Origin of the sequence: Saltatorellus ferox (assembly GCA_007751475.1) — a bacterium.
Taxonomy (GTDB): domain Bacteria; phylum Planctomycetota; class UBA1135; order UBA1135.
Map to the genome: position 1 here is coordinate 2,606,724 of CP036434.1, position 25,320 is coordinate 2,632,043.

The 25,320-nt window shown below is 67.8% G+C and carries 21 protein-coding genes; 6 read left to right on the forward strand and 15 right to left on the reverse strand.

Translation table 11 applies throughout. The features are described from left to right. Positions 1-455 precede the first annotated feature (455 nt). Positions 456-1,046 carry a peroxiredoxin gene (locus tag Poly30_RS09285; protein ID WP_145196532.1) on the forward strand — a complete coding sequence of 197 codons (591 nt, stop codon included), beginning with the start codon at positions 456-458 and terminating at the stop codon, positions 1,044-1,046. Positions 1,047-1,049: 3 nt separating this feature from the next. Here Poly30_RS09285 and Poly30_RS09290 read toward each other — a convergent pair whose 3' ends face one another. From Poly30_RS09290 to Poly30_RS09300, 3 genes are read right to left on the reverse strand one after another with little or no spacing between them, the layout of a single operon-like run. After that, positions 1,050-2,210 carry a DUF4440 domain-containing protein gene (locus Poly30_RS09290; protein WP_145196534.1) on the reverse strand — a complete coding sequence of 387 codons (1,161 nt, stop codon included), beginning with the start codon at positions 2,208-2,210 and terminating at the stop codon, positions 1,050-1,052. After that, a complete protein-coding gene (locus Poly30_RS09295; RefSeq protein ID WP_145196536.1) occupies positions 2,207-2,902 on the reverse strand; it encodes a YceH family protein in 696 nt (231 codons plus the stop codon). The genes Poly30_RS09290 and Poly30_RS09295 overlap by 4 nt, the downstream gene beginning before the upstream one ends. A gap of 39 nt (positions 2,903-2,941) precedes the next feature. Beyond that, positions 2,942-4,657 (reverse strand): hypothetical protein, encoded by a 1,716-nt coding sequence (locus Poly30_RS09300; RefSeq protein WP_419191166.1) that lies wholly within the window; start codon positions 4,655-4,657, stop codon positions 2,942-2,944. Between the two features lie 211 nt (positions 4,658-4,868). Here Poly30_RS09300 and rlmD point away from each other — a divergent pair, with 211 nt between their 5' ends. From rlmD to Poly30_RS09315, 3 genes are all read left to right on the forward strand, one after another. Further along, positions 4,869-6,335: a 23S rRNA (uracil(1939)-C(5))-methyltransferase RlmD gene (gene rlmD / locus Poly30_RS09305; RefSeq protein WP_419191167.1), complete on the forward strand. Its 1,467-nt coding sequence runs from the start codon at positions 4,869-4,871 to the stop codon at positions 6,333-6,335. After that, complete coding sequence (locus tag Poly30_RS09310) at positions 6,332-7,024, forward strand: YqgE/AlgH family protein (protein WP_145196542.1); 693 nt, start codon at positions 6,332-6,334, stop codon at positions 7,022-7,024. Before rlmD ends, Poly30_RS09310 begins: the two co-directional genes overlap by 4 nt. 152 nt (positions 7,025-7,176) lie before the next feature. After that, entirely contained in the window at positions 7,177-9,690 is a 2,514-nt protein-coding gene (locus Poly30_RS09315; protein ID WP_145196544.1) for a hypothetical protein, read from the forward strand. 18 nt (positions 9,691-9,708) lie between these two features. Here the strand turns inward: Poly30_RS09315 and Poly30_RS09320 are convergent, their stop codons facing one another. Continuing rightward, positions 9,709-10,179 carry a YchJ family protein gene (locus Poly30_RS09320; protein ID WP_419191168.1) on the reverse strand — a complete coding sequence of 157 codons (471 nt, stop codon included), beginning with the start codon at positions 10,177-10,179 and terminating at the stop codon, positions 9,709-9,711. On the opposite strand from Poly30_RS09320, the gene Poly30_RS09325 reads away from it, so the two are divergent. Next, the gene (locus tag Poly30_RS09325) at positions 10,178-11,749 is read left to right on the forward strand and encodes a serine hydrolase domain-containing protein (protein ID WP_145196548.1); all 1,572 of its coding nucleotides are present in this window, start codon (positions 10,178-10,180) and stop codon (positions 11,747-11,749) included. The two genes, Poly30_RS09320 and Poly30_RS09325, sit on opposite strands and share 2 nt — an antisense overlap. Before the next feature lie 208 nt (positions 11,750-11,957). On the opposite strand, the gene Poly30_RS09330 is transcribed toward Poly30_RS09325, so the two are convergent. From Poly30_RS09330 to Poly30_RS09350, 5 genes are read right to left on the reverse strand one after another with little or no spacing between them, the layout of a single operon-like run. After that, entirely contained in the window at positions 11,958-12,359 is a 402-nt protein-coding gene (locus tag Poly30_RS09330) for a DUF3037 domain-containing protein (protein WP_145196550.1), read from the reverse strand. Further along, on the reverse strand, positions 12,343-13,119 hold the full coding sequence (locus Poly30_RS09335; RefSeq protein WP_145196552.1) for a HipA family kinase: 777 nt from the start codon (positions 13,117-13,119) through the stop codon (positions 12,343-12,345). The genes Poly30_RS09330 and Poly30_RS09335 overlap by 17 nt, the downstream gene beginning before the upstream one ends. Continuing rightward, a complete protein-coding gene (locus Poly30_RS09340; protein WP_145196554.1) occupies positions 13,119-14,054 on the reverse strand; it encodes a LysR family transcriptional regulator in 936 nt (311 codons plus the stop codon). The genes Poly30_RS09335 and Poly30_RS09340 overlap by 1 nt, the downstream gene beginning before the upstream one ends. Positions 14,055-14,069: 15 nt before the next feature. Next, positions 14,070-14,399 carry an iron donor protein CyaY gene (gene cyaY / locus Poly30_RS09345; RefSeq protein ID WP_145196556.1) on the reverse strand — a complete coding sequence of 110 codons (330 nt, stop codon included), beginning with the start codon at positions 14,397-14,399 and terminating at the stop codon, positions 14,070-14,072. A 43-nt stretch (positions 14,400-14,442) separates the two neighbouring features. Beyond that, positions 14,443-15,273: a metallopeptidase family protein gene (locus Poly30_RS09350; protein ID WP_145196558.1), complete on the reverse strand. Its 831-nt coding sequence runs from the start codon at positions 15,271-15,273 to the stop codon at positions 14,443-14,445. Between the two features lie 300 nt (positions 15,274-15,573). Here Poly30_RS09350 and Poly30_RS09355 point away from each other — a divergent pair, with 300 nt between their 5' ends. After that, positions 15,574-16,764: an IS110 family RNA-guided transposase gene (locus Poly30_RS09355; protein ID WP_145196560.1), complete on the forward strand. Its 1,191-nt coding sequence runs from the start codon at positions 15,574-15,576 to the stop codon at positions 16,762-16,764. Positions 16,765-17,837: 1,073 nt separating this feature from the next. Here Poly30_RS09355 and Poly30_RS09360 read toward each other — a convergent pair. From Poly30_RS09360 to Poly30_RS09385, 6 genes are all read right to left on the reverse strand, one after another. Beyond that, entirely contained in the window at positions 17,838-19,520 is a 1,683-nt protein-coding gene (locus Poly30_RS09360; protein ID WP_145196562.1) for a sulfatase family protein, read from the reverse strand. 9 nt (positions 19,521-19,529) lie between these two features. Next, the gene (locus tag Poly30_RS09365; protein WP_419191169.1) at positions 19,530-20,555 is read right to left on the reverse strand and encodes an SDR family oxidoreductase; all 1,026 of its coding nucleotides are present in this window, start codon (positions 20,553-20,555) and stop codon (positions 19,530-19,532) included. Positions 20,556-20,644: 89 nt separating this feature from the next. Continuing rightward, a complete protein-coding gene (gene nth, locus Poly30_RS09370; RefSeq protein WP_145196567.1) occupies positions 20,645-21,343 on the reverse strand; it encodes an endonuclease III in 699 nt (232 codons plus the stop codon). A gap of 10 nt (positions 21,344-21,353) precedes the next feature. Next, positions 21,354-22,865 (reverse strand): hypothetical protein, encoded by a 1,512-nt coding sequence (locus Poly30_RS09375; protein ID WP_145196569.1) that lies wholly within the window; start codon positions 22,863-22,865, stop codon positions 21,354-21,356. A 135-nt stretch (positions 22,866-23,000) separates the two neighbouring features. Beyond that, on the reverse strand, positions 23,001-23,591 hold the full coding sequence (locus Poly30_RS09380) for an acetyl-CoA carboxylase biotin carboxyl carrier protein (RefSeq protein WP_145196571.1): 591 nt from the start codon (positions 23,589-23,591) through the stop codon (positions 23,001-23,003). Continuing rightward, on the reverse strand, positions 23,588-25,315 hold the full coding sequence (locus Poly30_RS09385) for an acyl-CoA carboxylase subunit beta (RefSeq protein WP_145196573.1): 1,728 nt from the start codon (positions 25,313-25,315) through the stop codon (positions 23,588-23,590). Before Poly30_RS09385 ends, Poly30_RS09380 begins: the two co-directional genes overlap by 4 nt. Between the last annotated feature and the right edge of the window lie 5 nt (positions 25,316-25,320).

Sequence of the window (25,320 nt, forward strand, 5' to 3'; positions counted from 1 at the left end):
GCCTGAGCCCACGCGTTCGGCGCTTCGCGCGAACGGCAGGCAGTCTGCGGCGGGAGACCTGCGGCGGGAGACCTGCGGCGGTCGGCGGTCAGCGGTCGGGTCTGCTGCCAAGGCATCGAATGCCGAACCGGGCGATTGCTGCAACAGCGCGCAGTATCTCTGGCATTTCGCCTGACGGCGAAATAGCGGTTGCACCGCTGTGCGCTCGCCGCGCAGGCGTCCTCGCCGGACGGGCGCGCTCGCCGCGCGGGCGTGCTCGCCGCACGGCGTCCTCGCCGGACGGGCCGCGAGGGCGAGCCTCGCGCGGGCGGCTCAGCCCCCTGCGGGGGCCGAGCGAGGCCCGGGCGTCCTGGCGGACGCATGGAGCTGAGGGGGACTGACTCAACCGGACTGAATTGCCCACCGCGCTCTTGTTGGTAACGGCCAAGCACCAGCCCGTAGACTGACCCAACACCATGACACGACACCTGACCCTTCTGTGCGCCCTGGCGCTCGCCGCCTGTGGTTCTACCTCCGGTAGAGGAGAGCGTCCTGCCAAGGCTCTGACGACTGAGGAAGAGGCCAGCGAGATGGCGGCCCTGGCGACGGCAGGCTCGCCCCTTCTCGATCAGCGCCTACCGTCGACGGATTTCGTCCTCTTCGACCAGGAAGGATTTCCCTTCCCGCTCGCCGAGCAAGAAGGGAGCTGGCTGGTCCTGCACTTCTTCCCCGAGTCCGATACACCAGACTGCGCCTGTGACGCCACGGCCTTCACCGGGCACCTCTGGCGCTTCAACGACATGGACGCCGAGGTCGCGTGCGTCACGAGTGCGCCCAGGGACCGGACGCTGCGGTACGCGAAGAAGTACGGTTTGCAAAGCCCTCTGCTTTCGGACGTCGATCTGGCCGTGGCCTCGGCCTATGGCGCCGTCTCCGCGTCAGGTGAACTCGTGCGGACGACGTTTCTCCTGGACCCTGAACTGCGCATCGCGGCGCGCTGGGACGACGTCAAGTCGAACGAACACGTCGAGGACATCCTGGAGACGCTGGCGGTCGTTCGGAAATAGGCCTCAGTTCCTGCGTTCCGTCTCGTGGACGTGGACCCATGAGAGGCCGCCGGGCGCGTTGGGGTCGCGCTCGAAAAGCACCGTGCTCACGATCACTCGCGTCGCGCCGGCCTCGGTGCTGTGCTCTTCATAGGTCGCCAGCACCCTGACGCCATCCAGGATCTTCACGGTCAAGGGCTTCGTCTCGATCGACACCTCCCGCTGGCCGTGCGCCCGGCGGAGTCGGTCGATCAGCTGCTTCCTGTCCAGCACATCACCCCTGGGCGTGATCATCTGGAACCCGGGGGCGAGCGCCTTCTCCAGCGCCATGAACGCCTCGTCGGTGGCTGGCGCCGTGCCGTTGAACCAGTCCACGAAGAACCGGTGCAGCCGGGCGATCTCCGCCTTCGTCTTGCGTTCGAGCATGCTCAGATCGTCTTGCATTCGCTGGGGCTCCGCCTTCCATAACTCGGTCACGAGCGCCGCGCCCTCGGGATCCACCGCCATCAGCTCGCCGCGCACGAAGGGATAGAAGTCGTTCACGCCGAAGAGAGCCTCCGTCGTCTCCGCGAAGTACTCGTCCTCGTTCGTCAGGGCGTAGTGTCCGTCGACGTTGCCCATGAAGCGGACGACGCGGTCGAACCTTCCGCTGGCGCGCGCCCGTCGCAGCGCTTCCGTGAGCCCGGCGTGCGGCTTGCCGAGGACCTGGTCGTGGTAGGCATGGCTCAGCTCGTGCATGAGCATCGAGGGCTGCGCCCCGCGCCAGCTCAGGAACGTCAGCGCGCTCGCGATCTCCACGGCCTTCGCCTTCGCGGGATCGAAACCGTTGCGGCGCAGCCATTCGGGGCTCACGTGGTAGCACGCGCAGGGCGCGACCGGATCGGCCACCCCGACGTAGATGGGCACCGATCGAAGGAACGCGTGGGCCGACTCGGGCAGCTGGTCGAGCAGGTCGCCGAGGTCGCGATCGATCGCGTCGAGCGCCCGCTGACCAGTTTCCGCCTGGTCTCCGCCCTCGGTGAGCGCGGCCACGATGCGCACGTCGAAGCCCCGGATCGGATGCGCCATGTACTCCTTGGCGGGGACCGAAAAACGGTTGAGCGGCTCGTCGTTCGACTGGGGTCGCTCGGGGCGCATCCCGAAGGTGGCGAGCAGGACGCACCACGTGAAGGTCCAGCCGCTCATGCTCCCAGCTCCGCCACCAGTCGCGCGACCGTCGTCTGGAGTTCGGCGACCTGGGCTTCGAGCGTCTCGACTCGCTCGGCGAGTTCCTCCGGCGGTGCCGCTGGCGCAGACGAGGCCGTGGGGGCGTCCATCGGGGATGGGCGCGCTCCCGCGAGCCTCTCGGCGGGCCTTTCCGGGGGCGCCACCGGCTCAGGCTCCCCGTCCGGATGCAGGGTCCCGCACAGGCTCTGCTTGTACTTGGTCGCGCGCCCACCCGGTACCTCGCGGACGAAGCCAGCGGCTTCGAGCTCCGCCAGCAACTGCGCGAGGTCCTCCAGGGTCGGGATGTCGCGCATCCGCTTGGCGCGCGTTCGAATCTCGCCTGCGGTCTGCGGTCCACGCAGCAAGAGCTCGGCCAGCACCGCGATCGCCCTCTCACCGACCTTCAGGATCTCGCGCGCGTTGTGGCGGTACTTCTCCACGCGGCTCCCTGTTTGCATGGAACCACCGATCAGCCCCTTCATCCGAAGGCCCTGGAGGGCGATGCGCACCTCGGCCTCGGAAAAATCGACCTGGGGGTCGCGGTTGCTCTTCTGATTGCAGCCGTTCGTCGCGGCGTTGAGCGAAAGCGGGTACTGATCCGGCGTCGTGTAGCCCTTTTCGATCAGGACGCCGAACACGCGGGCCTCGTGGCTGTTGAGCGAGATGTCCATGGGGAAAGGCTAGCACGAATCCCCCGGGCGCTCTCCGGTCTATTGCCCCCAGAACGCCCGCGCTTCCTCGGGCGTGGCGCGCTCCAGGAGCGCCAGCGTCAGGCCAGCCGCCGCGCCCTCACGGATCGGGAACAGGCGCAGCACGGTTCGGCCGTAGAGTTCGCGCTCGGGCGGCTTGCCCACCACGGCGTCCTGGCGCATCGCGCGTTTTGCCTCCTGGACCTGCGGGCCGCTCGTCGTGTCGAAGAGTCCGGGCAGAAGCTTCGCGAACATCCACCTGGGCGCTGGCTCTCCGGCGTCGAGGAAGAACGCGTGGGCGACGCGCTTCTCGTGGCCCGCCGTGCCATCGCCGAGGTCGACCTCGCGTCGCGCGACGATGGGCGTCACCAGACCGTTCCGGTCGAGGAAGTCGAGTCGCGGCGCGTACCAGCCGGGGGAGCCGATCGCGCCGAAGGCGAGCACGTCACCGGGCTCGGTGGCGAGGGCGAGGGCCGCGCCGAGCTGTCCGAAGTACCCGGCGTTCAGGCGCGCCGCGTCGATGCGCTGGAGTTCGGTGCGGTAGCCGCCCTTGAAGCTCCGGAACCGAAGCGACTCGCGGAGGGACTCTGGCGCCACGTGGTGGTCGAAGAGCGTGAGGGGCTGCAGGGCGACGACGCCGAGACCGAGCACGGGGCCGGCGGCCTTCGGGATTCGATCGAGGCCGATCGCGATCAGCAGCGCGAGCATCGGCGCGACCGGCGCGAGGAACCGGAAGTACGGCATCCAGTCCCCGCCGGTGATCACGTTGTAGAAAACGAAACCGAGGGCGGTGAAGAACGCGGCCAGCGCGGCGCAGCGCGCGCGCTTCGAGCCGTGACCGAGCGCCGATGGGAGGGCGAGGACCGCAGCGATCGGCGTGAGCGTGACGAGGCACCAGCTCGCGACCTGACGCAGCCCGCGCCCGTACACCTCGGAGCCCGCGCCGCCGGTCTTGGCGGTCACCGTATTGGAGATCCACTCGCCGTAGACGGCCTTGCGGAACGCGAGCTGTCCGGCGAGCACGAGCGCGGCCAGGCCGAGCCCGATCCAGAGCCGCCGCTTCTCCGCGAGCACACCCGACAGCCCGCGACCGTTGAGGCACTCCGCTGCCGTCACCGCGGCGAGCGTGCCGATCACCCACGCCATGCCCTCCACGCGAACGAGGGCCACCAGCCCGCCGAGAAGCCCGAGCTGGAGGCCGCGGCGGTCGCCGGTCGTTCGCAGGCCAGAGAGAAAGAACGCGGTCAGGAGAAGCGTGAAGAGCCCGGTCTCCATCCCACCGGTCGTCCAGGCGGCGAAGGGAGCGGCCGTCGCCAGCAGGACCGGAGCGGAGAACGCGCCGACCACCCCGAGTCCGAGGGACAGCCCCGCCGCCCGGGCCACGAGGGCCAGGGTGAGCACACCCGTTCCTGCCTGGAGTACCGGCGTGACCGTCTCCAGGTTCGCGCCGAGCCCGTGCAGCAGGCTGAGGAGCGCCATCCAGAGGAAGTTGCTGTACCCCTCGGCGCGCTCGAAGCCGTCCTGCAGCTCGAAGCTGTTGAAAACGGGCAGGCCCCATTCCGACCAATTGCGCGAGTAGCGAAACGTGATGAATGCGTCGTCGACGAAATACGCCAGCCTGTCAGCCAGGAAGAGCAGGATCCCTGCCGCCGCGATGAACCCGACGGCCGCCGCCACGCGCGATCCTCTCTCCGTGGAGCCTGCGGCTGCTCGGTCGTGGGAGATGAGGTCGCTCATGGGGTCGTCGTTGAATTTCGCGCGGTGGAGAAGGGCGGGCCGCAGGGAATGTGGCGCACGGTGGGGCCAGAAGCGTACGCTGTGGCACCCCCTGGTGTCAGGCCGCCCTGGACCCGAATCGTGGGGGATCCAACCCATGCCCCATACGCCGCCCAGCTCGGACGCAGCTTCCGTCCCGCCCAGCCCCCACGCGCAGGCGCCATCGACATCGGTGGAGTCCCCAGTGGAGTCCAAAGGGGGGTCCACATGGGAGGAGCGCAGGCCCCACAAGAACGAACTCGTCGACGTTCTCATCGAGCGCATCGACGATCGCGGCCGCGGCGTGGGACCCGTGCCGAAGGCGAAGCTCACCGTGCGCTTCGCCAACCCCGGCGCGACGATCCAGGCGCGCGTCCTCGGCCGGTCCAAGAAGCGACTCGACGGTCGCATCGAACAGATCCTCGATCCCGGCCCGCACGCGTCGCCCGCGCGGTGCCCTCACGCGGGAGTCTGCGGCGGCTGCGCGCTTCCGACGCTCGACTACGCCGAGCAGCTGCGCCAGAAGCGCCTGCTCGTGGAGGACGCCGTGGTGCGCGCGTTCGAGGCCCGCGGCGTCGCGCTCACCGCCGAGGTCGGTGACGTGGTCCCCGCGCCGCGCCTGGAGGGCTACCGGAACAAGATGGACTTCACCTTCGGGTCGAAGCGCTACATCCTGGAGCACGAGCCCCAGGGCGTCGACGCGTCGTTCGGGCTCGGGCTCCATGCGCCCGGGCTCTACCAGAAGGTCCTCGACGTAGAACACTGCGCGATCGCCTTCGAGGGCGCGAGCGAGATCGTGCGCGCCGCGCGCGAGCTGGCGATCGAGCGGGGCCTCAGCCCCTGGGATCTCAAGAGCCATACGGGCCTGCTCCGGCATCTCGTTCTGCGCCGCGGCGAGCGAACCGGGGAGACGATGATCAATCTGGTGACCTCGGAGCGAGCCGCGGCTCAAATCGACGCCTACGTCGCCACCCTGATCGAGCGCTTCCCAGGCGTCACGACCGTGGTCCAGAACCTCACGACGCGCGAGGCGACCGTGGCCTATGGCGAGGAGCAGCACGTGCTCATGGGCCCGGGCACGATCTCGGACATCATCAGCGGCAAGCGCTTCCTCATCTCCGCGGACTCGTTCTTCCAGACCAACACGGCCCAGGCCGAGCGGCTCTTCGAGATCGTCCGGGAGCGCGCGGCGCTGGAAGCGCGGGACACCCTCTTCGACGTGTACTGCGGCGCGGGCACGATCGGGCTGGTGATCGGCGAGGACGCCGGCGCCATCGTCGGCTTCGAATCCGCGCCGACGGCGGTGCGCGATGCGCGGCTCAACGCGGAGCGCAACGGCGTCGCCAACGCGACCTACCACGAGGGCGACGTCCTCGCGACCATGCGCGAGGCGCTCGACGAGCGCAGCGTGCGCCCCGACGTACTCGTCGTGGATCCGCCGCGCGCGGGTCTCCACCCCAAGGTGCCCGCGCAGCTGATCGATCTCGGAAGCCCCCGCGTCGTCTACGTTTCCTGCAACCCAAAAACCGGCGCCCAGGACGTGGCGGCTTTCGTCGAGGCCGGCTACGAGCTCCAATCGGTCGAGCCGGTCGACCTCTTCCCGCACACTCCGCACGTGGAGGCTGTCTTCTCCCTTCGTCGGAGCGGAGGCCGACGATGAGCTTCCCCAGCCTCAGGGGGCATCTGCTGCTGAGCGCACCGAGCATGCAGGACCCGAACTTCATGCACACGGTCGTGCTGATCTGTCAGCACGACGAGAACGGAGCCTTCGGCATGACCGTCAATCGCACCAGTCGTGCGATGATCAAGGACGTGTTTCCGGAGAGCCCTGTGCTGGGTGGCCTGGACCTTCCGATCCGGAGCGGCGGTCCCGTGAGCCCCAATTCGCTGCAGATCCTTCATCGACTGCCGCCGGGGATCGGCGTGGGGGAGCTCGAACTGGAGTCGGTCGAGGACGAACTCAGCGCGGCCATGCTGGAGGCGGAAGCCGGTCATGGGGCAGGATCTGGCTCTGACTCCGACTGGGGTTCGCCGCTGGCCTCCATGCGAGCGGGCGTCGAGGTCGCGCCGGGCGTACGGCTAGGCGCCGATCTCGATCAGGTCGCCGAGTTCCTCGCCGGTCAGCCCGACGGAGACTCGTTCGCACGCTTCGTCGTCGGCTACTCCGGCTGGGGGGAAGGACAGCTCGACGCCGAAATGCGGATGGGATCCTGGCTTCCGGTCCCCGCGACGGCCGACCTCGTCTTCGCCGAGGGGACGGGGGAATCGGTGTGGCGCGCTGCGCTGGCCAGGGTTCCGGGAGGGGGCGAATCCCTCGCTCATCTTCCCCCGGATCCGAGCTGGAACTGACGGGTCCGAAGACCGCTTCCACGATGTCCGTCAGACCATCATCCGATCAGGAGTCGACCGGGACCGCCTCCGACGCGGCCGCCGGGGCACCCCCGAAGCGCTCGTCGAGGCGAGGCTGCTGGGGTTCGCTGGTTTCCGGCGGCTGCGGGTGCATGGCGTTCCTCGTCGGAGCGGCGCTGGCGATCGCAGCGGCGGCGCCCCAGCTTCTGTCGGGCTGGGGAGGGCGCCTGATCGAGCGGGCGATCGAGGCACGGGTCGACGCGGACGTCGAGGTCTACGATCTCGAGCTGCACTGGAAGAGGCCCCAGCGAGCCCGTCGCATCACGCTCATGACGCGCCCGGACGAGTCGGGTCAGCAGGAGAAGGTCGCGGAGTTTGCCCTGCGGTTTCCGTCCCTGCTGGAGCTGCTGGACTCGGCGTCGACGGAGTGGGAGTTCAAGGTCACCGATGCGGAGATCACGGCGCGCGTCGACGCGGACGGCACGTCGGATCTCGGGCGCTGCCTCGGCATCGACGCCGGGGACGGACGTTCGGAGCTCGGCGTTCTGCTGAGCGCCCTGGGGCGCGGCCTCGATGAAGAGGGGGACGAGGACCAGCGCTCGATTCAGACCACGATCCAGGTGCGCAGGGCTCGCTTCGTCGACATGGCGTCGGAGGCCACGATCGGCGCGGGGTCAGGTCGGCTGGAGGCGACGGTCTCGGACCTCGTGATCCAGGCCACGAAGAGCCGGGTGGGGTACCAGGTGAAGCTGAAGGACGCGCGCGTCGAGTACGGCCGGTCCCGTGAAGCGCTCGTCTCCTTCGCGCTGAACTTCGGCGGGCCGGTGGGGGATGCCCATGGGCTCAGGTCGGCTTCGGTCGAGGCGCAGCCGATCCCGCTCGCCACGCTGAGGCTTCTCGGGCTCGTGCCCCGGGGCGCCGCGGTGGGATCGGCGGGGAACGGTTCGTCCGATGGCGCCGATCGCGGGTTCACGTCGCGGGACACCTACGGTTCGATGGCGAGCACGTTGCTGGCCGCGGCTGCGCTCTACTTCGAGAACGGGGCGAGCGTCGACTTCCGCTACGGGATGCTGCCGCTCATGGATCCGACGGGTCCGGTCGCGGAGGACGGTGGTGCGGAGGGAGCGCGATTCTCCCTGAAGCTCGACGGCGACCTCGGCCGCGTGGCTGTCCTCGGCAGGCGTCGGGGAGATCAGCTCATCGCCGAGCCGGCGGTGGGTGAGGACAACGCGATCGAAGCGAGCCTCCGGCTCCCATCCGCTCGACTCTCTCGGTTCATGGGGAGCCTCGTCCCGCCCGACACCATCGTCTTCGAAGACGTTCGTGACGAGGCGGACTGGTCCGTCCGGAGCCGCAGCTTTCAGCTCCCGCTCGCGGCGCAGGCTCTCACGGTGGAGAGGCTTTTCGGGTCTGTGCGGTCCAGCGAGAGACAGGGCACCGACGGGCCCACGGGACGTCGACAGGCCCGTGCCGCCAGCCTGGCTCGAGCGGTGGCTGGAGTGCTTCGGAGGACCGACGCCGACCTGAGTCTGACGTCGACGGAGCCCTCGGGCGCAGCGCTCACGCTGTGGCCAGCGGGTGTCACGGAGCGCCGCGCCGAGGACCGTCTGCAGTGGACGCACTGGTGGACGAGCGTGGTGCTGACAGGCGAACTCGGCGCCACGGTGCAGTCTCGCTGGCGCGTGGAGCCACCGGCCGGAACGGCGCCCTCGCGACAGTTCGCCAGGCTGAGCCTCTCCATCCCGGGCTCCGCGCTGACGCCAGGAGAGGATCTGTCCCCGAGGCTGGACCTGACCTTGCCGCAGATTCCGCTGGCGCTCGTTCAGAAGCTGGCACCCCTTCCCGCTGACCTGGCGGTGCTCCTTCCGGCGCGTTTCGATCGCCTCGTTCTGGAGGGCATCGGCATGCCCAGGTTCCTCGCGGGGCCCGCCCGCGGCGCCGGGAGTGGCCGCGGGTTCTCGTCGCCGATCGTGGTCAGGGCGCTGCTGGACGGATCGGATCGCATCGAGGGCGTCTACGAGTCCGGAACCATGACGATCCCCCGGGCCAGCGTCTCGGTTCCGCTCGATGATCTGTTCTGCGAGCGGATCCTGCGGGCGTACATGCCCTGGTTCGAAGAGATCCATGCGAGCGAAGGAGGCGGAGGCGGCCGCTCCCTCGATATCGAGATGCGTGACTTCGTGTTCACCATGGGAGAGGAGGAGTTCGAGCAGGAAGGCGAGGTCGAACTCCGTCCGGGGCCCCTGCGCGTCAAGCTCCACCCGTCCATCGCGAGCGAACTCTGCGCGAGCGACACGGAGCTGCGCTCCCAGGGAGAAGGCGGCGCGCTGAACGGAATCCGATGGACGCCCGGTCCGATGCGCCTTTCGCTCAAGGGGCTCTCCGTGTACTACGATCGGGTGGAACTGCCGATCTCCGATGACTACGTGACCACGCTGGAAGGCTCGCTCTACCGCGAGAACGGTTCGTACTCGCTCAGCGGGATGGTGGAGACCGATTTCATCATGGGTCACTCGGAGGGCGACGCGGTGCGTGCCGTGGCGATCAACCGATCGTCTGCGACGAGCGGGGGGGCGGTGCGGGTGACCTTCTCCCAGGGGACGATCGACCCGAACATCGCCGAGCTGGTGCGCAAGGCAGCGGAGATCGGAGAGAAGGTGAAGTAGGCACGGGTCCGCCGGCGATCATTCGATCGTGCCGGAGTGGTACAGCCATCGGCCGCCCTCCTTCAAAAAGCGGCTGTGTTCGGTGAACGAGGCGTCCTTTCCCGCGTGCAGGAGCATCGCGCGGAAACTCACGTGGCCCTCGTCGCCATCGATATCCGACGACAGGATTTCGAGGCCTGCGAACTCGATGCCGTCGGAAAAGGTCTGGATCGATCGCTCCCACGCGGCTCGGTCGGCCTCGAAGGCGGTGCCGTCGGGATGCGTCGTGTCCATGACGTGGCGGCTGAGGCCGCAGGCGAAAGCCGAAAAGCGCGAGCGCATCAGAGCGGCGGGCGTCTCGGCCGCCGATCCCCGGTGGAGGGGCCGGCAGCAGCGTTTGTATTTCGTACCGCTGTGGCAGGGGCACTCTTCGTTGGGGGGCCAGTTCATCGGAGTGGTACGGTACCAGCCCTGCCCCGCCTCGACCGCTCCACGGACCCCCCGGAACATGAGAACACAGCATCCCTTCTGGCTCGCCCTCCTCGCCTGGCTCTCCGGCTGTGGGGGCCATGGCGCGGCGCTCGGGCCGATCACGCCCCAGGCCGTCCTCCCTGGATTCGAACCCGCGCGCTTCACGGACCCGGAGCGCCGCGCGCGGATCGAGGCGGTGCTGCCCGAGATTCGCGCGTTGTTCGAGCGGAACGCGCGCGACCACCACTATCCAGGCCACGCGTTCGGGGTCCTCGTGGACGGTGAACTCGTGCTGGCGGACGGCGTCGGCTTCGTGAACCTGGAGACCCGCGAACCCGTGACCGCCGACTCGGAGTTCCACATCGCCTCGATGACGAAGAGCTTCACGTCGATGGCGATCCTGAAGCTGCGCGACGAGGGGGAGCTATCGCTCCAGGATTCCGTCGTCGACTACCTCCCCGAGATCCGGAACCTGCGGTACCCGACGAGCGACTCGCCGCCGATCACCCTGGCGAACCTGATGACGATGTCCTCCGGTTTCCCCGAGGACAATCCCTGGGCGGACCGGCACCTCGAGGATTCCGACGCCGAGTTCATGGCGTTCCTGGAGGCGGGCCTCTCCATGTCGACCGTTCCCTCGACGGGCTACGAGTACAGCAACCTCGGGTACGGGATGCTGGGGACGATCATCACGCGCGTCGCGGGAAGGCCCTACCAGGACTACATCACGGATGAGATCCTCGCCCCGCTCGGGATGAACGAGACCTACTGGGAGTACGAGGACGTGCCCGCGGATCGTCTCGCCCAGGGCTACCTCTGGCAGGACGGCGAGTGGATCCCCGAGCCGATGCTGCACACCGGAGCCTTCGGCGCGATCGGCGGCCTGATCACCTCGATCCACGACTTCGGCAAGTACGTCGCGTTCCACATGTCGGCGTGGCCAGCGCACAGCGGACCCGACGATGGCCCCGTGAAGCGCAGCACCCTGCGCGAGATGCACAGTCCCACTCATCTGCGCCTCTCCCCGGACGCCAAGGACGCGAGCGGAGCCCCGTGCCCGAGCATGCGCGGCTACGGCTACGGGCTGATCGCGCGCACCGACTGCCGCGGCGTCCGCCGCATCGAGCACACGGGCGGCCTGCCCGGCTTCGGCAGCAACTACCAGTTCTTCCCCGACCACGGCGTGGCGATCCTCTCGTTCTCCAATCACCGCTACGGAGCCTCGCGCCCCGCGCACGAGGCGGTGGGGCAGCTGCTCTTCGAGAAGGCCCAGCTCCCGGAGCGCGTGCTCCCGATCTCCGACACGCTCCGCTCGCGTGTACCGCAGGTGGTCGAGCTGATGAAGACCTGGGACATGGCCCTCGGCGACGAGATCCTCGCCGACAACTTCTACCTGGACGAGCCGCGTGAGCTGCGCATGGCGAGCGTCCAGAAGCTCCTCCAGGAAGCGGGCCCGATCCTCTCCGTGGACCCGATCGTCCCCGTGAACCAGCTGCGCGGCACCTTCGTGATCCGGGCCATGAATCAGGACCTGCGGGTGTTCTTCACGCTGTCCCCGGAGCGCGAGGCCCGCGTTCAACGGCTGGACGTTCGACTTCAGGACAAGTGAGGCCGGGACGCTGGGAAAGGTCTGCGGAGTATGCTGCAGTCGGGCGAGGAGCTGGCGATACCTGGACTGCCGAGCGTGGGCTCTAAACGTTGGTTTGGAGGCCAGTGCCAAGCTCGGGGACTCCCCACATCACTTAACAGGGACTTCGAGCGCAGAACGACGTTCTGCCCGAGGCGACGACGACCGCGCAGGTCTCGGAGAGTGGTCGCTAAGCCGAATCGGCGTCGCGGGACACGAGCTGCCGCGTCAGGCGGTGCAGGGTCGCGCTCGCGTCCTCGGTGAATCCCATGTGTGACAGGGACGTCTGGATCATCGAGCTGCGCAGCGCGGTCAGCCAGTGGTAGCGTGCGCGTCGGGACAGCGCTCCGATCGGTCCGGAACCGGGGCCCCCTGCGCAGATCTGGACGATCGACTCCAGGTGCTTCTCGATTCTTGGCAGGTCGGCGCCCGGGTCCATCCGCAGCAGGCAGTCGCGATCCAGGTCGATGCGGGCCTCCAGGAAGTCCTCGCCCTCGCAGGAGAGGATCACGCCCGCGTTCAGGAACTCCTCGCGATGAACACGGGGCACGACGCGCACGACCGCGTAGTCGTAGCTATGCGCCTCGGGCACGGAGCACCTCCTGCACGAACGCCGCGCGGCCTTCGAGGCGGCGCTGGAAGTAAGCGACGTAGGTGGCGCGCAGCGCAGGCGGATCTCCGAAGGCGCCTTCGGAGGCGAGCCAGTCGTCCGGAACCTGCGCCAGGGTCTCCTCGAAGAAGGCCGCGGTCAAACGCGGCGCGAGCTCCGCGTCGGCGGCCTCGATCTCCGTCGCCTGGGGCAGCAGGACGTGGTCCTGGATGTGAGTGAAAGGCGCCGCTGCCTTCTCGAGCGAGCCGTTCCAGCCGTGATGGAAGTACAGCGAGGCGCCGTGGTCGATCAGCCAGAGCTTCCCGTGCCAGATCAGCATGTTCGTGTTCCGCGGCGTGCGGTCCACGTTGCTGATGAACGCATCGAACCAGACGATCCGCGACGCGAGCGTCGTGTTCGTCGCATCGAGATCCGCGAGCGGATCGAAGTTGACCGAGCCCGGCAGGTAGTCGAGGGCGAGGTTCGTGCCGCCGCTCGCCTGCACCAGCTCCTGGACCTCCGGATCGGCCTCGGTGCGGCCGAGATCCGTGTCGACCTCCGCGAAGACGCGCTCCGGAATCGGCAGGCCGAGGGCGTCCGCGATCGCCCCCGAGACGAGTTCTGCGATCAGCGCCTTGGTTCCCTGGCCTGCGCCTCGGAACTTCAGGACGTAGAGGCCGTCGTCGTCGGCCTCGACGATGGCGGGCATCGAGCCGCCTTCGCGCAGCGGCGTGACGTAGCGGGTAATGGAGACGGTGCGCATCAGCGTTCGATCTTCGGGGCCGCTTCGAGCATGGCGTCGAGAAGCGGATTCTCCGGCGTGTTCTTGCGCCACGCCGCCACGATCTCGAAGGCGGGACCCTCGTTCTGGCCGGGCGCTTGGATCGGCAGCGGCGCGGACACCACGCCCTCCACGTCGAAGGTGGCGCCGTCCGGCGCGATCGCGGGCAGGATGGACCATCCGAGGCCCGCCGAGACGAAGCCCATGATCACCTCGGCGCTCGTGCCCGACAGCATCGACGGCGGCGTGATCTCCTCCTGGGCGAGGGCCATGAACTGGAGGTCGCGGGCGCGCTGGCCCGGTGCGTACGCCACGAAGGGCGTCTGGTCCAGCCGCGCGAGTTCGAAGGGCCGTTTCCCGGAGAGAATCGCCTTCGCTTCAGGATGCGACGCAGGCAGCACCACGCGGGGCTCCACCAGCGCGACCGGCATCGTCGCGATATCCGAAGGCACCTCGTAGAGGTGATCGATCGCGAGGTCGACCGAGCCCTTGCGCAGGAGGTCGATCGCGTCGTCCGCGGTCTCCTCCAGATGCACCATCACGTCCGGATGGTTCGCGTGCAGACGCTGGATCCATGCGGGCACGAGATGGCGGAGGAGGAGGCTCGTCGAGGTGACGCGCAGCTCGCCGCCGAACTCGCCGCCGCGCACCGAGCGCAGCACCGTGGGCAGCGCTTCGTAGAAGGGGCGCACGAAGTCGTACAGGCGCTGGCCCGCAGCGGTCGGGGCCATCCGGTCCTTCGCGACGCGCTCGAAGAGGGAGACGCCGAGTTCGTCCTCGAGCTTCTTGACCTGGTTGTGAACCGCGGGCTGCGTGATCGGATAGGGGAACGCGCGCGCCGCCTTTGCGTACCCGCCCGTGCGTGCGACCCAGAAGAATCCCTCGAGTCGGTGAAGCTGGATGGGCTCGTGGCTCATGTGGAAGTGATGGCGCTATTCGGGGTCGATCCGGACGTCGCGTCCGAGCTTCTTCGACACGGTCTCCGAGATCTTCGCGAAGAGTTCGTGCTCGTCCTTGTCGGCACGCCACTCACCGGACGCCTCGTCGAGGTTGTAGTGCCAGGCGCGGTCGCCTGCCGCGTACCAGATCTGATCCGCTGCCGTCTGTCGGTTCAGCACGTACGTGGGCCCGCCCGGGAACTGGATCTTGATCAGGCCGTCGGCCGTCTCGAAGTCGACCTCGTCGGGATCGAAGTCCTCGAGCCAGTCTTCGACTCGTCGGATGATCGCGTCCACGCGCTGGAGAAAGCTGGTTGGTTCCATGGTGAGGCCCCTCGCGGGGGCCCGAGGGGGGGCTCTTTGAAGATCAGGCGAGGCCCATCGCGGCCACTTCGTCCTCGTCCAATCCTAGGAGGTGACCGATCTCATGGAAGAGCGTGACCCGGATCTCGATGGCGAGCTCCTCGGGACCCCTGGCCATGCGCTCCAGGTTGCGCTGGAAGAGGTAGATCGTGGGAGGGAGCTCGCCCGAGACCGCGTCGGCCAGCTCGTGGATCGTGGGGCCCACGAAGAGGCCGAGCACGTCCGGTGGGACCATCGCCTCCTCCGACTGATCGTCGAGCTCGACGAACGGGACGGGCTCGCTGACGATGCGAGCGGACTCCACCGCTTTCTTGAACTCCGGGGGCATGTCGGCGAGCGCCTCGTCCACGACGGACGCAAACGCCTCCTCGGACAGGCGGATCGGCTCCGGGCGCTCCGGGTCGAGTTCGCGGGCCTTCTCCATCAATGCGTGCGATGCGTCCTCGTCCCCCGCGAGGTCGGCCAGGAGCGCAAGACGCTCCAGGATGTAGGGATCGTCCTCGACCTCGGCGATGGCTTCGAAGCACTCGGTGGCGTGCTCCAGCTCCCAGTTCAGGAGCGCGATTTCGCCCTCGATCTCCACCACGTCGACGTCATCGTCGCCCAGCGCTTCGACGGCGCGTCCATGGGCGCCCTCGGCCGCTTCCAGCATGCCCATCGCCATGTAGGCGCGGACCTCCATCAGCGCTCGCTCGCCGGGGTCCTTCGCCCGCGCCGCTTCGACGAGCGCGGACTCCGGGTCTCCGTTGTCCAGCGCGTCGCCTGCCGCCCTGATAGCGGGATCGATGGCCTCTTCGGAAGAGTCTGGGTCAGGGTCGTGCTCGGGTTGGATCATCGGTGGCTCGCTTGCCAGGGGTTGGGGGCGGAAGAAGATGAGCTGTGGACCCCGTTCGCACCAGGATTCCGGGGGGAAAGCGGATGAGCCCTTCGATTTCACCTCAGCGCGAATTCAACGCGAGTTCAGAGCTAGATGCTATGGGGCAGGCCTTTCCAGGACGCCGCGCGAAAGCGAAAGTGTCCTGCACGGCAGCTTTGACCGCCCCGGTAGTGGACCGGAGTGGAAGAGAGGCTGCCTGAACCAGCCAGCGCCCCGAGTTTTGACGGCGAAGGGCAACTGGCGAGCACGGAGCTACTCATGGCCCAGGCAGCCGTTCAAAATACTACTGCAACCCCCGTCCTCTACGTCGCCCTCGAGCTGAGCAAAGATACTTGGAAGCTCGGCATCACCCTCGACAGAGTGTCCAAAGCGAAGATCCGCGACGTTCGCGCCAGGGACCTCGATGGGTTTCTCGCGGAGATCGAAGCGGCCAAGAAGCACTTCAATCTTCCAGAGAACACTCTGGTCAAGAGCTGCTACGAAGCGGGTCGCGACGGCTTCTGGATCCACCGATTCCTGCTCGCCCACGGCATCGAGAACGTCATCATCGATCCCGCGAGCATTGAGGTCGATAGGCGGAGTCGGAAGGTCAAGACCGACAGGGTGGACGCCCAGAAGATGGCGCAACTTCTCGCTCGACATGGCGATGGAGAGCGCGTTCTCCGCGTCGTACGAGTCCCTCCGCTCGAGTCAGTCGATAAGCGGATCTTGCCCCGGGACCTCAAGGCCCTCAAAAAGCGACGAGAGCAGGCCGCCAACAAGATCCAAGCGAGCCTGTTCGAGCACGGAGTAGACCTCAATCCCCGCCTGGGCAGCTTTAGGGACAAGGACTTCCTCACCGCGCTCAAGGCCGCCCGACAGTGGGATGGCAAACGACTCCCACCTGAGTGCTTGCGAAGCGTCAAGCGAAGCTGGCAGCTGTACTCCCTTCTCACCAAGCAGATCAAAGAGCTCGAGCAGCGGCAGCGCCAGGTCCTTCGCGAGGCACGCGCCGAGCCAGAGAAGGCCACCTCTGCAGCCCGCAAGGCCGCCATCCTCAGTCAGCTCCGTGGGGTGGGCGACATTGGAAGCTACGTGCTGACCACGGAGTTCTTCGGCTGGAGAGACTTTGACAACCGAAGTCAGGTGGGCGCACTCGCCGGTTTGACGGGCACACCGTTCCAGAGTGGCAACATGGGACGAGACCAAGGCATTTCGAAGAGCGGCAATCCGCGCGTTCGGACGCTCATGGTCGAACTCGGATGGCTATGGCTACGCTGGCAGCCTGATAGCCGGACGACGAAGTGGTACCACGAGCACGTCGGCAAGGGAGGAAGCCGCGCGAAGCGAAAAGCGATCGTCGCGGTGGCGAGGAAACTACTCGTCGAGTTCTGGCACTTCGTCGAACACGGCGTAGTCCCCACCGGTGCCGTACTCAAGACAACGAACGCGGAGGGGAGTCCCGCGTGACTCGCACCGGTGCTCCAGGAGACTCGCTTGCAGTGCGGGCGGAGGCGCTTCATCGAGGCCGCTTCGTTTGCCTAGATGAAGCAGTCGCCAGGGGCACTTTTCGAACAGGACGACGAATCGGAGGCCAACGAGAACACATAGAGCGCAGGACGCCACGAGGGAAATCAGCTCGTCATCGCCCGGCTGGGTGGGATGCTCATCGCATCCGCCGGTGGGCCACGACTTAGAAGGAGCGGTTTCTTCACTGGCTTTCGCAACGCCTTCGGGCGAACGCAGCATTAGGCCTTCGGGGCACAGACCCCGAGACGGATAGGAGCTTGTCGCGCGGCGACCCTCCCAAGCCAGCCTCTGGCGCGTCCACGCTACTACGCAAGAAAGCTATGAAGACTCCGAGCGTGCTTGCACTTTGTGCGCCGCCTTCGTGGTGGAAGAACAGACCAAAGAAAGGTAGCGCTCTGGGCGGCTGCGGCCGCCCAGCGCCCTTTGGAGGCACAGGGACTGTGACGTTCTCTAGCTCAGGTCAGACTCCGCCCGCGAAGCCGCAGGCGAGATTGCACGCGCGGGTTGGGCGGAGATGGGTATCACGCAGCAGATTCCAAAGGTCTGCCGAGATACATCCTGCCCAGGGCTGCCAACCGCCCAACGATTCAATCATCCAGGAGCAGGACGACGACCAAAATTCACTACAACGACCTTGACGAGGCCGTGCTCATAGGAGCCTGCATTGTTCACGAGTTTGCACCACCAGCACGCCCAAACCACGCCGTGGCGGCGTCAGACGGCAGCCTTTGGCTGCCGCCCGCTTCGCGGGCTCCCTCACAGAATGCTCGACGGGCCTACGGGCCCGCCTCCGCTTCGTTCGGTCGTCTTCCTTGCCACACCGCGGTTTGAACGCACTGGTGGAGCAAACTCGTGAATAATGCAGGCTAGGAGTCTGCGCCACAGAATGCGATTCCGCGAGCACCGCCAGGATCCACGCTCGCGGCGTTGCGCCAAACCCCAATGGCATCAAACCATGGGGGGGCCGGCGCGCCTTGCGAGCGCGAATCCTGACGGCACTCGCGAAACCGCATTCAGTGGCGCAGACTCCTAGAGGGGGCAAAGCCGGCCCGGTGAGCCCAGAGCTGAATGGCGGCCTGTTCCGGAGGCGCGTCGCCGGAGCCAGGCCCCGGCCAGATGAACTCCTGTCCGGGGGCGATCGTATGCCACGGGCCGTCCGGACCTAGCCTGTAGGCGAGCGAAGCGCCGGGAGTCGAGCTCTTGAGCACCCATCCGCCACCTTCCGCGCGCTCGACGCTCGGAGCGGCCGTCTGCGGCTGTTCGCCGTCCGGCGGCCAGAGGAAACGTCGGATCATCTCCTCCTCGGGGGCGACCAGGCCCAGGTCACCGGTGTCGGTCATCCAGGCTTCCAGCGCCGCGTCGAGCGCCCCGAAGGCAGCGCGCTCCTCGGCCACCAGTCCCTCCGAGCCCGCCAGGTTGCGGACCTCCCAGGGGTCGCCCGTTCGGTCGTACCATTCGACCTCGGGCCGCCGCGTCGAGCCGACCTGCCACTGCGCGGGCGCGCGGGTCCAAGCTCGGTCCCCGCCGTCGCGGAGCGCATAGAGATCCCACGTCATCGGGATCCGCTCGCGGTAGGCGTTCGCGATCAGGTGCGGCACCTCGGGCATCAGGTTGCGGATCACGAGCCGCGTGCCATCGGTCACCGCGCGCGTCCGGTCCATGGCCGAGTCGAATCGATCCGCGTGGAAGAACGCCAGCTCGCGCGGCGGCGCCGCGTGGGCCCCGAGGAAGGCGCGACCGTCGAGACGCAGGTCCGGTGCGATGCCCGCGAGGCTCAGCACGGTGGGGCCGAAGTCGATGAAGCTCACGATCCGATCGGTGGCGCTTCCGGGCGGAAGGTCCTGGGGGCCGCGCCCCTTGGGAAAACGGACGAGGAGCGGCACACGCGTTCCCGTTCCGTAGAGCGAGCGCTTGCCGCGCGGGAGCCCCACGCCGTGGTCCGAGAAGAAGAATACGACGGTCGACTCGGCCAGTCCTTCCTTCTCCAGTCGCTCCAGGTGTCCGCCGAACCAGCGGTCCATCGCGGCGATGTTGTCGTAGGTGCGCTTCAGAGCATCGCGCACCCTCGGCGTATCCGGGTAGATCGGAGGGATCGGTACGGAGTCATCTTCGACCGCGGACGGGCGGCGCTTCGCCTCGGGGAAGGCCTGACTCTCGTGCGTGCCACCGTGGTTGAAGACGCTGAAGAACGGCGTGCCTGAAGGGCGATTCGCGTAGTCGGCCTTTCGGCTGGAGTCGTTCCAGGTCCACGCCGGCGCGCGGAACTGGTAGTCCTCCTTGGCGCAGTTCGTCGTGTAGTAGCCCGCGAGCTGAAGCGTCTCCGGGAAGCATCGGGCGTGGACCGGCGGCACCGCCTCGTAGATCGGCGTGGTGTCGCTCGGGAGGGAGCGCGATCGAACGCGCATGTGCATCGCGCCCATGCGCGTCGGATAGGTCCCGGTGATGAGCGCCGTCCGAGCGGGCGCGCACACCGGCGAATCGGCGAACGCGTTGTCGTAGCGAATGGCCTCACGGGCGAAGCCGTCGAGCGCCGGGGTCGGTACCGTGCGATCTCCGTAGGGGCCGATCCAGGGGCTCATGTCCTCGACGCTCAGCCACAGGACGTTCAGCGGCTCCTGCGATTGCGCCAGCGGAGCGAGCGCGAGCCAGAGGGTCCCGATGAGCGACGCGACCAGGGAGCGAGAGTCCTTCATCATGTTTCCGGATCAGCGACCGACGGCGTCGAGGGCCCTGTCGAGGGCCCTGTCGAGGGCACTGTCGAGGGCACTGTGTAGATCCGCGCGACTGACGGAGAACGGCTGGTCCTGGTTGAGTTCCGCGATTCGCTTCAGCGCAGCTCCCAGGGTGAGATCCGCTTCCCGCTGGTTCGGCGTGACCATGTACCGGCGCTTGGGCGTCTCCGACGTCATCGCATCGAGGAACGCCTTGGCGACGGGCAGGGGGTCGGCCGCATCCGAGCGGCTCTGGTCGCGCGCCAGGAAACCCTTCAGCTGCGCTTCGTAGCGCGAACCTTCGGCCGTGTAGCCCCTGGCCTGCAGGCGCTCGACCGTGCTCTGGAAGATCTGCGACCGAAAGTTGCCGGGCTCGACGATGCTGACCTTCACGCCGAGCGGCTCCAGCTCCAGCGCGAGCACGTCGGTGTAGGCCTCCACCGCGTGCTTCGACATCGTGTAGGGGCCCCCGAGCCCCCAGGTGGCATGGCCGCTGATGGACCCCGTCGTGGAGACGCGACCCTGGCTCTCGATCAGGAGATCCGCGAACGCCTTCGTCACGCGGTAGGGACCGTAGACATTGACGTTCATCTGGAAGTGCAGGTCCTCCTCGGTAACCTCGGCGAGAGGCGCCAGCACGAACACTCCCGCGTTGTTGATGAGCCCGTGAAGCCCGCGGCCCGCTTCGCGCACGGTCTTCACGGCGGCGGCGATCTGATCCGGCTTCGTGACGTCGAGCCGGATGCCCTGGACGTTCTCCAGCGCATCGAGCTCCGCGAGATCGGCGTCCTTGCGCGCTCCCGCGTAAACGAAGAATTCGTTCTCGGCGAGGTACTCCGCCGTCCTGCGACCGATGCCGCTGCTCGCACCGGTGACGAGCACGGCGCGCCTCGGTGCCTCGCTGGCGGGCTCCTGGCCGGTGGGGGACGCAGCGCGGGGCGCGACCGGTTTCGTCGCGGAGCTGAGGAGCGGTAGTGAGATCAGCGGCAGCGCCGCGAGCGCCAGGGTGATGAGCTTCATCTCTCCACCGTAACGGATCCGGGGAAAGGCGCATCTCCCCCGTGTGACATCCATGACGTCACATCATTGGGCCAGGTCACGCGCTCTCGCTAAGGGCGTCCGGGGCTCTGCGGGCGCCGCTTCTTGGCGACGCTCGCATCCCTTCGCTTCTCCTGCGCTTGCCTCGTCTTCGAGGATGCCCACGCGCAGATGGGACACGTGCTGAGATCGTGGTACCGAGCCGGGCAGTGCTCGCGCCCGAAGAAGATGATCTGCAGGTGGACCTTGTTCCAGGTCTCCCGGGGGAACACCGCCTTCAGGTCGGCCTCGGTCTTCTCGACCGTCGTATCGTTCGAGAGGCCCCAGCGCGCGGCGAGTCGATGGATGTGCGTATCCACCGGGAAGGTGGGGACGCCGAAGCTCTGCGCCATCACCACGCTGGCGGTCTTGTGTCCGACGCCGGGCAGCGCCTCCAGCGCCTCCAGGGACGCAGGCACCTCGCCGCCATGCTCTTCGACCAGCATCTCCGCGAGTCGCCTGATGTTCTTCGCCTTGGTGGGCGCGAGACCGCAGGTCTTGATGGACGCCAGGATATCGTCGACCTCCAGGCGTGCCATCGCTGCAGGTGTGTTCGCCTTGCGGAAGAGGTCCGGCGTGACGAGGTTCACGCGCAGGTCCGTCGTCTGGGCCGACAGGAGCACCGCCACGAGGAGCTCGAACGGACTCGTGTGGTCCAGGGGGACCGGAGTCTCGGGGTAGAACCCCTCGAGCTGAGCCAGGATCCTGTGGGCCTTCTCCGAGCGCTTCAAGCCGAGATCGTCACTGGCCTGCGACCTTCCACTCGACGCCCACCTTCAGCTGCGGAGCTTCCGGGTCCTCGGGACGGTCCTTCAGCTGGAGCGTCGCCAGCGCGTTCTGGTGGAACCCCGGCTCGAGCGTCGGGGGCGGCAGAACGACGGAGCCGATGGCGCGCTGTTCCTTGCGCATTCGAATCGGAGCCGGGGTGGCGATCCGCTCGGCCCCGCGCACGAAGAGGAATCTGAGGTCCTTGTTCGTGGGAAGGTCGTTGAAGACGACCTCGCCGTTCGCGTCGACGCTACGGCTTCCGATGCTGCGCCAGCCTGGTTCGAAGAGCGGCACGCGTGTATCGCCTCCCTGGCCCGAGCCTTCCATCGAGTCGAAGTCGGCGTTCTGCATCTTCGCGTTCTCCTCGGACATCGTGCGCGCGGTTCCGCCGCGTTGACCGCCCTTCCCCCCATTTCTTCCGGCGCTCCCGTTTCTTCCGGCGCCCCCGTTCTTGCCCGTCTTTCCTTCTCCGGCGGCTTCGAGCGCTGCCTCCTTGGCCGCGCGCTGCGCCTCTTCCAGCGTCTGGGCCGGCTGATCGGATCGCACGTTTCTGGCCTGGGTTTGCGCCTGCATCATGGCGGCGCGCTCCGCGTCGAAGATGTACGCGCTCATCGCGGTGGGGCGCTCCTCCTTCGGACCAGCGAAGCGAACCGTCATCTCGGCGCGCGCTGGAACCGTGGTGATCACGTGGTCCGGTCCGCCGTAGGTCAGCTCCACGCCCGTCGGCTGGGTCCAGCGCACCGCATCGTTTCCCCGGGGCGTTCCCACGGAGATGCGATACTCGCCCGCTTCCGGAAGGCGCGTCTTGAAGCGCCCGGCCGCATCCGTCTGAACGGCGATCGCACCGTCGGTCGTTCCTTGGATCCCGGTCTTGACGTCACGCTGCAGCTCCTCCTCCGTTGGGTGCTGGGCGCCCTTGGGGAGGAGGAAGACCGGCGTGTTCCGGGGCAGCGGCGCCCCGTTGGAATCGCGAACCTCGCCGGTGATGCGCAGCTCGTTGCCGACGTAGACCGGCGTGCGCAGGGCGTCGTCGGCCTCGACGAGGACCTCGCGGGTCCAGGTCGGTTCGCCCTCCACTTCGACCTTGAGGCTCCAGGTGCCAGCGGGCACGGAGGTCCACCGGGTGCGGCCCGTCGCTTCCAGTGCTGCGGCAGCGCCCTCGAGTTCATCGGCGGGCGTCGCCGTCACGACCGCGCTGTCGATCCGCTGGCCGAGCGCGTTCATGGGGATCACCTCCCAGTATCTCGCCGCGCCGCCCCTGGTCGTCGCGGAGCGAGGCACGTCCTGGATCGTCGCGAGCGTCGTCGGCCTGGGGGCGTCCTCGGATGCCGCCTCCGACCGTGTCGTCTCGTCGGGCAGACCGATCGTTTCCGCCGGATCCGAGAGCCGGGGGATCGTCTCCTCCGGGCTCGTCTTGAGCGCCAGGAAGGCCAGCCCGCCGCCGAAGGCGGCGATGGCTACGAAGAGTGGGATGGCGCGGTTCATTCGTATGGGCGGCGGTCTATGGGGCCGTGGTGGGGGGGCAGGCGGTCCGGGTCCGGACGAACGGCCCGCACTGGACTTCCCAGGCACCCCACGCGTCGGGGCCTAACTAGCTATCGGGGCATCACTAACTATGTGTCAGGCGGGCTCGATCTCAAGGAGAGGCATGCCGGATTCGACGTCGCCTCCGTCCTCCACGATCCACCTCACCACCTTACCCCGCGCAGGAAGCCCGTCCTGGGCTTTGTAGGGAACGGTGGAGAACGTCTTCATGACCTCGATCAGGCACAGGGCCTGGCCCGCTTCGACCGTGGAGCCAGCCGTGCAGAACACCGGCTCCCCGGGTGCGGGGGAGTGCCAGACGCGGCCTGATTGGCCGGCTCGAACGAACAATCCGTCCCCCGCGGCGCCCGAACTCGCCGCGCCGACGCCCGCGCCGCCTGCGGCGATGCCCTCGGGATCGAGCCTGTACAGCGTCGTTCCGAAGCCGACCGGCGCCATCATGGACTTCGGCGGATCCGAGACGATCGCGCCGCCCGCGCCCGCAGGCACCACGAGTTCGAAGGACTTTCCGAGCTGGTGCAGGACGCCCGCCGTCATGCCGGGGCTGAGCGTCGCTCCGCGCGGAAGCGCCGCCGCGAACTCGCCGACGTCCGGCGAGGCCAGCCCGACGTTCCCGTCCTCGAGCGCGACGATCCGAAGCTCTCGTTTCGCGTGTACCTGGCTCATCCTCGCACCTCCGTGAGCGCAGCGAGGTCGTGGAGCGACCAGATGCGCGGGTTCTTGATTCGACGCGTGCCGCTCGACTGGTAGGCGGCTTCCGCGAACACCTCCAGCCAGCCGCGCAGCTCCGACGTCTGCACGATCTCGTCCGTGTCCATCTGCGACGCCGACTTGTAGGGATCCATGTCGCCCTCGATCCGCGCCTCGGTCTCTGCCATGCCCTTCTCGATCTCGGCGCGCTCCTCGGGATCCGTGCTCAGGATCTCGAAGTCGTCGTCGAGCTTGGTGTTGAACGCCGCGATGCTGAGCGTGCGGCCTTCCATCACGGATTGACGCGTCAGCGGCGTCGAGAGCTGGACGACCGGTTCGTACGGTAGGCCCGCCATGGCGTAGTAGCCCGCGCCCGACGCCTTGCGCAGCAGCACCGTGAACATCGGAACGGTGTTCGTGCTGTTCGTGTAGATCAAGGACGAGCCGTAGCCGAGGAGGCCCTGCCGCTCGGCCTCGACGCCGATGTCGAAGCCCGAGATGTCCTGGAGCCAGCAGATCGGAATGCCGTCGTCGTTGCATGCGCGGCTGAACGCGGCCACCTTCGCGATGCCCTCGCGGTAGAGAATGCCCGCGGGCTTCTGGGAGCCGCGTTCCGACGCGTCGTCGATGAGCCCCTGGCGGTTGGCGACGAAGCCCATGTAGAGCCCGCCCACGCGACCGACGCCGACGATCATCTCGCGGCCGCGGTCGGGGAGCAGCTCCCAGAACAGGCTGCGGTCGACCAGTCGCGCGATGACGTCTTCGGCGGCGTAGGTCATACGGTGGTCCGGCGGGAAGAGCCCGTCGAGTTCACGCGTATCGAAGAACGGAGACGCAGGATCCGCGCCGTAGCGGTAGTAGTCGATCGCCGACGAGCCGAGCTTCTCGACCTCTCGGCGGATCGCGATCAACGCCGTGTCATCGTCCGGAACGCGCATGTCCGCGCAACCCGACTGATGGACGTGGACCTCGGGCCCGCCGATATCGAGGCTGGAGAGCTTCTGGCTCTTCGCGCCCTTGATGAGCGCTGCGCCCGCGATGACCATGTACGCCTGCTCCGTCATCACGACGCGGTCGGAGATGATCGGCATGTAGCCGCCGCCTGCGATGCAGTCACCGAAGACGCCTGCGATCTGCGGCACGCCCTTGGCCGAGAGCTCGGCGTTCTTCTTGAAGATGTGGCCCGCGCCGGTGAGCCCCGGGAACGAGCGCGACTGCTCGGGCAGGAACAGGCCGGAGCAATCGACCAGGTAGACGACGGGGATCGACAGCCGCAGCGCCATTTCCTGGGCGCGCTCGATCTTCTCGGGCGTCTTCGGCCACCAGGACCCGGAGGCGACGGTGTTGTCGTTCGCGATCACCATGGTCCAGCGCCCGGCGATCCGACAGAACGCGGTGACCACGCCCGCGGCGGGACACTTCAGCTTGCCGAACTGGACGCCGTGATTGACGAACGTGCCGACCTCGCGGATCGGCGTGTCCTGGTCGCGCAGCGCCTCGATGCGCTCGCGCGCCGTCAGCTTGCTCTTCTGGTGGACGCGCTCGATGTACTTCTCGCCCCAGCCCTTCGCGACCTCGTCGCGAAGTCCGCGGAGCGTTTCGTTCTTCTCGGCCATCGCGGACGCGTGGCGCCGGTAGCTCGCGTCGTCGAGGGCGGTGGTTCTCGGGTTTCCGAGGGGGGTCAGCGGTACGTGTGCCATGGTGC